The 6539-nt window shown below is 69.8% G+C and carries 6 protein-coding genes; 1 reads left to right on the top strand and 5 read right to left on the bottom strand.

The features are described from left to right. Nucleotides 1–624 precede the first annotated feature (624 nt). The 3 genes from ACIQF0_RS22415 to ACIQF0_RS22405 form a co-directional block, all read right to left on the bottom strand. Nucleotides 625–1284, bottom strand: coding sequence for a hypothetical protein (locus tag ACIQF0_RS22415; protein ID WP_360048087.1), 660 nt, complete (start codon nt 1282–1284; stop codon nt 625–627). A gap of 85 nt (nt 1285–1369) precedes the next feature. After that, complete coding sequence (locus ACIQF0_RS22410; RefSeq protein ID WP_360048085.1) at nt 1370–2644, bottom strand: DNA polymerase IV; 1275 nt, start codon at nt 2642–2644, stop codon at nt 1370–1372. Between the two features lie 35 nt (nt 2645–2679). Beyond that, nucleotides 2680–3777: an amidohydrolase family protein gene (locus tag ACIQF0_RS22405; protein WP_401032106.1), complete on the bottom strand. Its 1098-nt coding sequence runs from the start codon at nt 3775–3777 to the stop codon at nt 2680–2682. A 12-nt stretch (nt 3778–3789) separates the two neighbouring features. On the opposite strand from ACIQF0_RS22405, the gene ACIQF0_RS22400 reads away from it, so the two are divergent. After that, the gene (locus ACIQF0_RS22400) at nt 3790–5100 is read left to right on the top strand and encodes a glutamine synthetase (protein WP_401032104.1); all 1311 of its coding nucleotides are present in this window, start codon (nt 3790–3792) and stop codon (nt 5098–5100) included. On the opposite strand, the gene shbA is transcribed toward ACIQF0_RS22400, so the two are convergent. Further along, a complete protein-coding gene (gene shbA, locus ACIQF0_RS22395) occupies nt 5081–5572 on the bottom strand; it encodes an RNA polymerase sigma factor ShbA (protein WP_360048125.1) in 492 nt (163 codons plus the stop codon). The two genes, ACIQF0_RS22400 and shbA, sit on opposite strands and share 20 nt — an antisense overlap. Before the next feature lie 233 nt (nt 5573–5805). Then, entirely contained in the window at nt 5806–6483 is a 678-nt protein-coding gene (locus ACIQF0_RS22390) for a sigma factor-like helix-turn-helix DNA-binding protein (RefSeq protein ID WP_360048081.1), read from the bottom strand. Nucleotides 6484–6539: the final 56 nt, after the last annotated feature.

Here is a 6539-nt window from a genome sequence, read left to right as displayed (position 1 = left end):
GGGCCGGAGCGGACACACCGGTCAGCCGACGCTCGCGAAGCGTGGGCCGCACGGTGCGGTCCGCCGGCCGCGGGCGAGCAAGGCCGCAGGTCCGGGATGACGACCAAGCTCGCGAGCCTTGGCACGACTGGCGACTGACACCTGACAACGTGTTGGTACGGATCGGGTTGATGACTGGACGACCGGCGGGGGCCGGAGCGGACACACCGGTCAGCCGACGCTCGCGAAGCGTGGGCCGCACGGTGCGGTCCGCCGGCCGCGGGCGAGCAAGGCCGCAGGTCCGGAGTGACGACCAAGCTCGCGAGGCCGGGCAGACTGGTGGCGCAAGCGAAAGGTGAGCCCACGCCGGGTCTGGTCCGGCGGCTGGTGGACGGGCAGGGTTGCGGGCTGAGGGGGCTGGCAGGCCTGCGAGTTGGCCGGCTGGTTGAGGTTTCTGGGATCGTTGGTCGCCGCCGACGGCGACGTTCGGCGGCGAGTGCGTGGGCAGGTGGGCAGCGCTCGGGCCCGCGGACTGGTTGCCGCCGGCCGAGCGGTGTGGCGACCGCCGGGGCGGCTGCGCGCGGACAGGTTGGGCGGCGCGCCGCTGCGGCCAGGGCCGGCACGAACGCCTTGTGGGCGTGCGCGTCAGCCGATCGGTAGCGGGGTTCGGGCCTGCGGGACCGCGAGCGGGCGGCGGTCCATCACCGCCAGTTCCAGTTGGCGGGCCGGGGAGTCGCCCAGGAGTTTGCGGGCCAGGGTGGTGCCCTTGCGCGGGGCCAGGGCCAGCTCGGCTCGCAGGGCTTGGACGCCGACGTAGTGCGACACCTCGTCGAGGATGGCTCTGGTGTCCGGGATCGAGCGGGTGCGGCGGATCGCGTCGACGGCGGCGCGTTCCAGCGGCGCTACGTGGAAGCCCCTGCGCAGGGCCGGTTTGGGGAGGCGGTCCGTTCGTTCCAGGTGCAGGGTGGCGTGGCCCCAGGCTCTGGAGTGGCGCGGGGCCAGGACGTGGATCGCGTCTGCCGCCGGCAGGACGGATCTCATGCCGTGCAGGTAGAGGGCGTCGAACGCGGTGAGCATCGCGCCCTCACCCGCGTAGAGGAGGGCGGCCTGCACCAGTTGTTCGCGGGACGGGCCTGCCCTGGACAGCAGGAAGATGGTCGGGAACAGGCGTTGCCAGGGGCCGCCGGGGCGGGAGCGCTGGTCGATCAGGGACGAGGACAGTCCTATGTGGATCAGGGCTGCGACCGGGGCTACTCGGTGGACGAAGAGGGTGCCCAGGGCTTCCAGGTCGATGGGGTGGCGCATGGGTCAATGGTGCGGCCGGGGCGGGACAGGAAGCCGCGGACAGGAGCAACCTGTGGACAACTTCGGGGTTGTGGACAAGTCGCGATCACTCGGGCTTCGGTTCGAACTCCGCTGTCCTTTCCGGACTCTCGCGCAACAGCGAGGCAGGCCGGACGGCCAGTGAGCCGAAGCGGGAACGGGCCTGGTCAGCGGCTTGCTCGGCTTCGCGCCAGCCGCGTTCCGGCGCGTCGAAGATCAGCTGCTGGGCAGAGTCGGCGTTGTCAAGACCCTCTATCCGGACGCCGATCAGACGGACCGCGCCGGGCGGGGTCTGGGTGTCCAGCAGCTCGGTGGCGACCCGGTAGACCTCCTGGGTCACGTCGGTCGCCACCGGCAGCGTGCGCGAGCGGGTGATCGTCGTGAAGTCGGAGAAGCGGACTTTGATCGACACCGTGCGGCCGAGCAATCCCTTGGCGCGCAACGAACCCGTCGAACGCTCGGAGAGCCGCAGCAGTTCGCGGCGCAGCAACGCGCGGTCCGTGACGTCGACCTCGAAGGTCTCCTCGGCACCGATCGACTTCTCCCGCGACACCGGCACCACCGCGCGGTCGTCGACCCCGGCGGCCAACGCGTACAGGTGCTCCGCCAACGCCACGCCGATCTTGCGGCGCAGGCGGGGAAGAGGCATCGCGGCCACGTCGGCGACGGTGTCCAGGCCCAGTTCCTCCAGGCGCGCAGCGGTTTTCGCGCCGACACCCCACAACGCGGAGACCGGCAGCGGGTGCAGGAAGTCCAAGGACGCTGAATGAGGCACGACCATCATGCCGTCGGGCTTGCACATGCCGGAGGCGAGCTTCGCGAGGAACTTCGTCGAGGCGACACCGACAGAACAACTCACGCCGTGATCCGCGAACACGCGGGACCTGATCAGCTCCCCCACGCCACCGGGTGTCAGGCCGAGCCGGCGAAGCGCACCGCCGACGTCGAGAAACGCCTCGTCCAACGACAACGGCTCCACCAGCGGCGTGATGTCGCGGAAGATCGCCATGACCCCGCGCGAGGTCTCCTGGTAGAGATCGAACTGCGGCGGCAGGTACACGGCGTGAGGCGCCAAACGGCGAGCATGCGCGGTGGGCATCGCGGAACGCACACCGTACTCACGCGCGAGGTAGTTGGCGGAACACACGACACCACGCCCGCCGACACCGCCGACCACGACCGGCACGGTCGCGAGCTCAGGACGTTCACGGATCTCCACCGACGCGTAGAAGGCGTCCATGTCGACGTGCAGCATCCGGCAGCCCGTGTCGTCAGGCCAGACGCCGTCACGCGCACGGAACCGGTCGACCAGGCCGCGTGGCAGGTTCGCACTGCGACCCATGAACACCCCTCTCGAACGTCAGTTCGAGGCAAATCCTACAGTTCGTACACGCGCGCCGCGTTCTCCGACGCGATGAGCCGTGCGATCCGATGCGCGTCCTCCTCGGCGAAAGCATCGCTCCGCAGTCCATCAGCCAGGAAGTCCGACAACGCGCGCCTGAACAGCAACGCGCCGAGGTAGTACAACTCGGGCAGAGCGAACGCGTCGGACGAGAACAGGAACTTCCCGTACGGCACGATCTCCAACGCCTCCGCGAACACCCGCGACGCCTGATGCCCCAGCCCGTGCGTCGCCAGCCCGAGGTCGCAGAACACGTGCGGGAACACCTGCGTGAGATACCCGGCCTGCCGATGGAACGGGTAGTTGTGCAGCAGCAACACCGGCACGCCCAACCCCGCGGTCGCCCGCAGGAACGGCGTCAGCAACGACGGATCGCACCGGTGCAGATCGATGTCCGAGTCGCCATAGCCGACGTGGAACTGCAACGGCAGCCCGGCGTCCAACGCCTCCCACGCCAGCCAGGTGATCACCACCGGGTCCTCCAGCCGCCCCGCCGACCACGCCGACACCGCCCGCTCCACGTCCGCGTCGGCAGGCCGCACGCCCGGAAGCCCCAGCCCGATCCGATAGGCCGCGACGGACTTCGCCCCCACCGCCGAAGACGACGCGAGCCGGGACCGAACGGCCACCAGAAACTCCGAGGGCGACACCGAAGGCCTCAAAGACTCCGCCAGCGTCTCCAGCCGCACGATCTCGTGCGCGACACCCCCGCCCAGCCCGGCCAGCTCCTCCGCCGACAACAACCGCTCCGGCTGGAACCCGCCGTCCACCAGGAACGTGTGGATCCCGGACGCCATCAGGAACGTCCGCGACACCTCGGCGATGTGCAGCGAGTTCCGCCGTTCGAGGTACTCCTCGGCCGGCGCGTGCCGGGGCAGGTCCAGCAACGGGGCACACCACCTGCGCACCGCGAACCCGATCGCCGAGTCGAAGAACGATCCGCCCAGCGGAGAGACCGCATCGGCCTCCAGCAACAGCGACTCGAACTCCGGACGCGTGCTGTCGACCCGCAGCACACCGTGGCAGTGGTGATCTATCAGCCCGAGTTCGGCGACGAACGGCAAGATGCCCATAACCTTAGGATCGTGGACTCTGCGGAGCGGGACCAGCGGTTCGAGCGGGCGACGGAACTCTTCGACGGGCTCAACGCGCGCAACGTGAGCGTCGTGGCGCTCACCTGGGTCGACAACAGCGGCATCACCCGCACCAAGTCCGTCCCCCTGCGCAGGCTGGCCCACGCGGCGGCGCACGGCGTGGGCGCGTCACCGGTGTTCGACGTGTTCCTGTTCGACGACTGGATCATCCAGGGCCGGTTCGCCGGCGGGCCGGTCGGCGACCTGCGTCTGCACCCGGACCTCGACCGCCTCACGGTGCTCGCGGGTCAGCCGGGCTGGGCCTGGGCGCCCGCCGACCGCCACTTCCAGAGCGGCGTCCCCTACCCGATGGACCAGCGTCTGCAAGCGCGCAAGGCAGAGCAGAACCTCGCCGCCCAAGGCCTCACCGCCCAGGCCGGCTTCGAGATCGAGTGGTGCGTCGGCAAGTCCGGCACCGACGACTGGGCTCCCGCGACCACCGGATCCGCGTACGGCCACGCCCGTCAGGTCGAGCTGTCCGACTACTGCGTCGACCTGCTCAACGCCCTGGACCAGCAGGACGTCGAGGTCCTCCAGTTCCACCCCGAGTACGCCGCGGGCCAGTTCGAGGTCTCCACCGCACCGGAAGGCCTGGTCGCGGCGGCCGACACCGCCGTGCTCGTCAAGGAGACCATCCGCGCCGTCACGATCCGGCACGGCCTGCGCCCGTCGTTCTCCCCGAAGGTCGTCAACGGCGGCGTCGGCAACGGCGGCCACCTGCACCTGAGTCTCTGGCGCGACGGCACGAACCTGTTCGACGGCTTCCAGGACGAGGCCAGGCGGTTCAGCGCGGGCGTCCTCACCCACCTCCGTGCCTTGTGCGCGGTCGGCTGTCCCTCTCTCGCGAGCTACCTCAGGCTCGTGCCGAACACGTGGGCGGCACCGTTCGTGGCGTGGGGCGAGGAGAACCGCGAAACGGCCCTGCGCCTGATCAAGGACAACCTCGAGATCAAGTGCTTCGACCTGACCGCGAACCCGTACCTGGTCGTCGCGGGCGTGGTCGCGGCCGGACTGGACGGCATCGCGACAGAGGCCGTGCTCCCGGACGGCCTCAACGTCGACCCGGCGCTGCTCGGTGACGTCCAGCGGCTGCCCACGTCGTTGAAGGAGGCCGTCGACGAGTTCGAGAAGGACACCGTGCTCACCGAGGCGTTCGGCCTGGAACTGGCGGGCACGCTCGCCGACGTGCGGCGCGGCGAGATGGAGCGCTACAAGGACGCGAGTCCGCAGGGCATCGCCAACATCACTCGCTGGCGCTATTGAGCTCCTTGCGCAGCCGCGTCAGCGCACGGTGCTGAGCCACCCGCACGGCGCCGGGCGTCGAACCGACCGCCTCAGCCGTCTCCTCCGCTGACAACCCCACCATCACGCGCAGCACGACGATCTCGCGCTGCTTCTCGGGCAACACGCGCAGAAGCGTCGCCATCTGCTCGGAGAGTTCCCCCTGCATCGCCCGCTGCTCGGGTCCGGCCGCCGTGTCCATCGACTCCGGCAGCTCCGGCACCGCCTCGGCGCGGTTGCGCGAGAAGCTGCGGAACGAGTCCGCCACCTTGTGCGCCGCGATCCCGTAGACGAACGCCAGGAACGGACGCCCCTGGTCGCGGTACGACGGCAGCGAGGTCAGCACGGCCAGGCACACGTCCTGCGCAACGTCGTCCGCCGACGCGAACGACCCAACGCGCGCACGGCAGTACCTGACGACCAACGGCCGGATGGTGCTGAGCAGCCGTTCGATGGCGGCACGATCACCGGCGACAGCGCGCGCGACGTGATCGTCAGCCTTCTCGGGACGACCGGTGTAGTACGACGGCGACGGCGGGTCGACCGGCTCTTTCTCCCCTGCGGCTGTCCGCTCCACCAGAGCGTCGACAACGCCTGAGGGTGCGGAGACCGGCCCACCGACGGAAGAGCCCTTGACGGCTTCCGCGGGCACCTTGCGGTGCAGGCCGGGTGTGAACTCCACGCAGATCACCGTTCCTCTTCTGGACGCCGGCGCACCGCGAGACGCGCCCGCCGGATCCGTCCTTCGACCGCGCGCGGGGTGAGTCGCACCAACTCGGCGATCTCCGCATGCGAATAGCCCTGGTCATGAAGGAAGAGCAACCGCCTGCCGTCCTCGCTCAGCGTCGCGAACGCGGCGTTCGCGGCCTGCTGTTCGATGACCGCGTCCTCAGGGGTTCCCTCGGCCACGACGTGTTCGAGCGAGGCCAGGGTGTCCACGAGCCGCACGTCCTGCCAGCCGTGCGCCTGCGTCTGCCAGCGCCGGTAGACGTTCGGGAACGCGAGCACGCACGCGTTGACGAAGTACTCGTTCAACGGCTGTCCGCGCTCGACCGACCACTCCCTGCCGAGCAAGCCCCGGTCGCGGAAGTAGACGAAGCCCTCGTAGACCGCGTCGCTGGCCAGTTCCTCGGCCTCCTGCAGCGGGATCTCCTGCTGGTGCAGGTAGCGGCCGTGCCTCCCGCAGCGGGAGAACATGGCGCCGGACCGCACGAGCTTGGTAACGAACGTGAGGCCGTACCCGAGAAGCTGGCGGTGGAACTGGTCCCAGCGCGGCCCGGAAAGCCCCGACTCGCGGAAGTGCTGCACGAGCACTCCGTCGATGCGCAGCCGGTCGGCGGCAAGCGCTGAGTCCGAACTTCCCATGCCCCCTGGTCCCTATGTCGGTGTCTTCCTGCCCTCTAGGTATGTCGTTTGGGTGC

It is taken from the genome of Lentzea sp. NPDC092896, from assembly GCF_044754905.1.
Taxonomy (GTDB): Bacteria; Actinomycetota; Actinomycetes; order Mycobacteriales; family Pseudonocardiaceae; genus Lentzea.
Note: the sequence above shows the minus strand (reverse complement) of the source record. Positions and strands in the feature narration are given on the sequence as shown.

What these genes read in the sequence shown, in the direction of transcription:
- ACIQF0_RS22415 (WP_360048087.1), bottom strand. Translation starts at nt 1,284, where the DNA reads ATGCGCCACCCCATCGACCTGGAAGCCCTGGGCACCCTCTTCGTCCAC.
- ACIQF0_RS22410 (WP_360048085.1), bottom strand. Translation starts at nt 2,644, where the DNA reads ATGGGTCGCAGTGCGAACCTGCCACGCGGCCTGGTCGACCGGTTCCGT.
- ACIQF0_RS22405 (WP_401032106.1), bottom strand. Translation starts at nt 3,777, where the DNA reads ATGGGCATCTTGCCGTTCGTCGCCGAACTCGGGCTGATAGATCACCAC.
- ACIQF0_RS22390 (WP_360048081.1), bottom strand. Translation starts at nt 6,483, where the DNA reads ATGGGAAGTTCGGACTCAGCGCTTGCCGCCGACCGGCTGCGCATCGAC.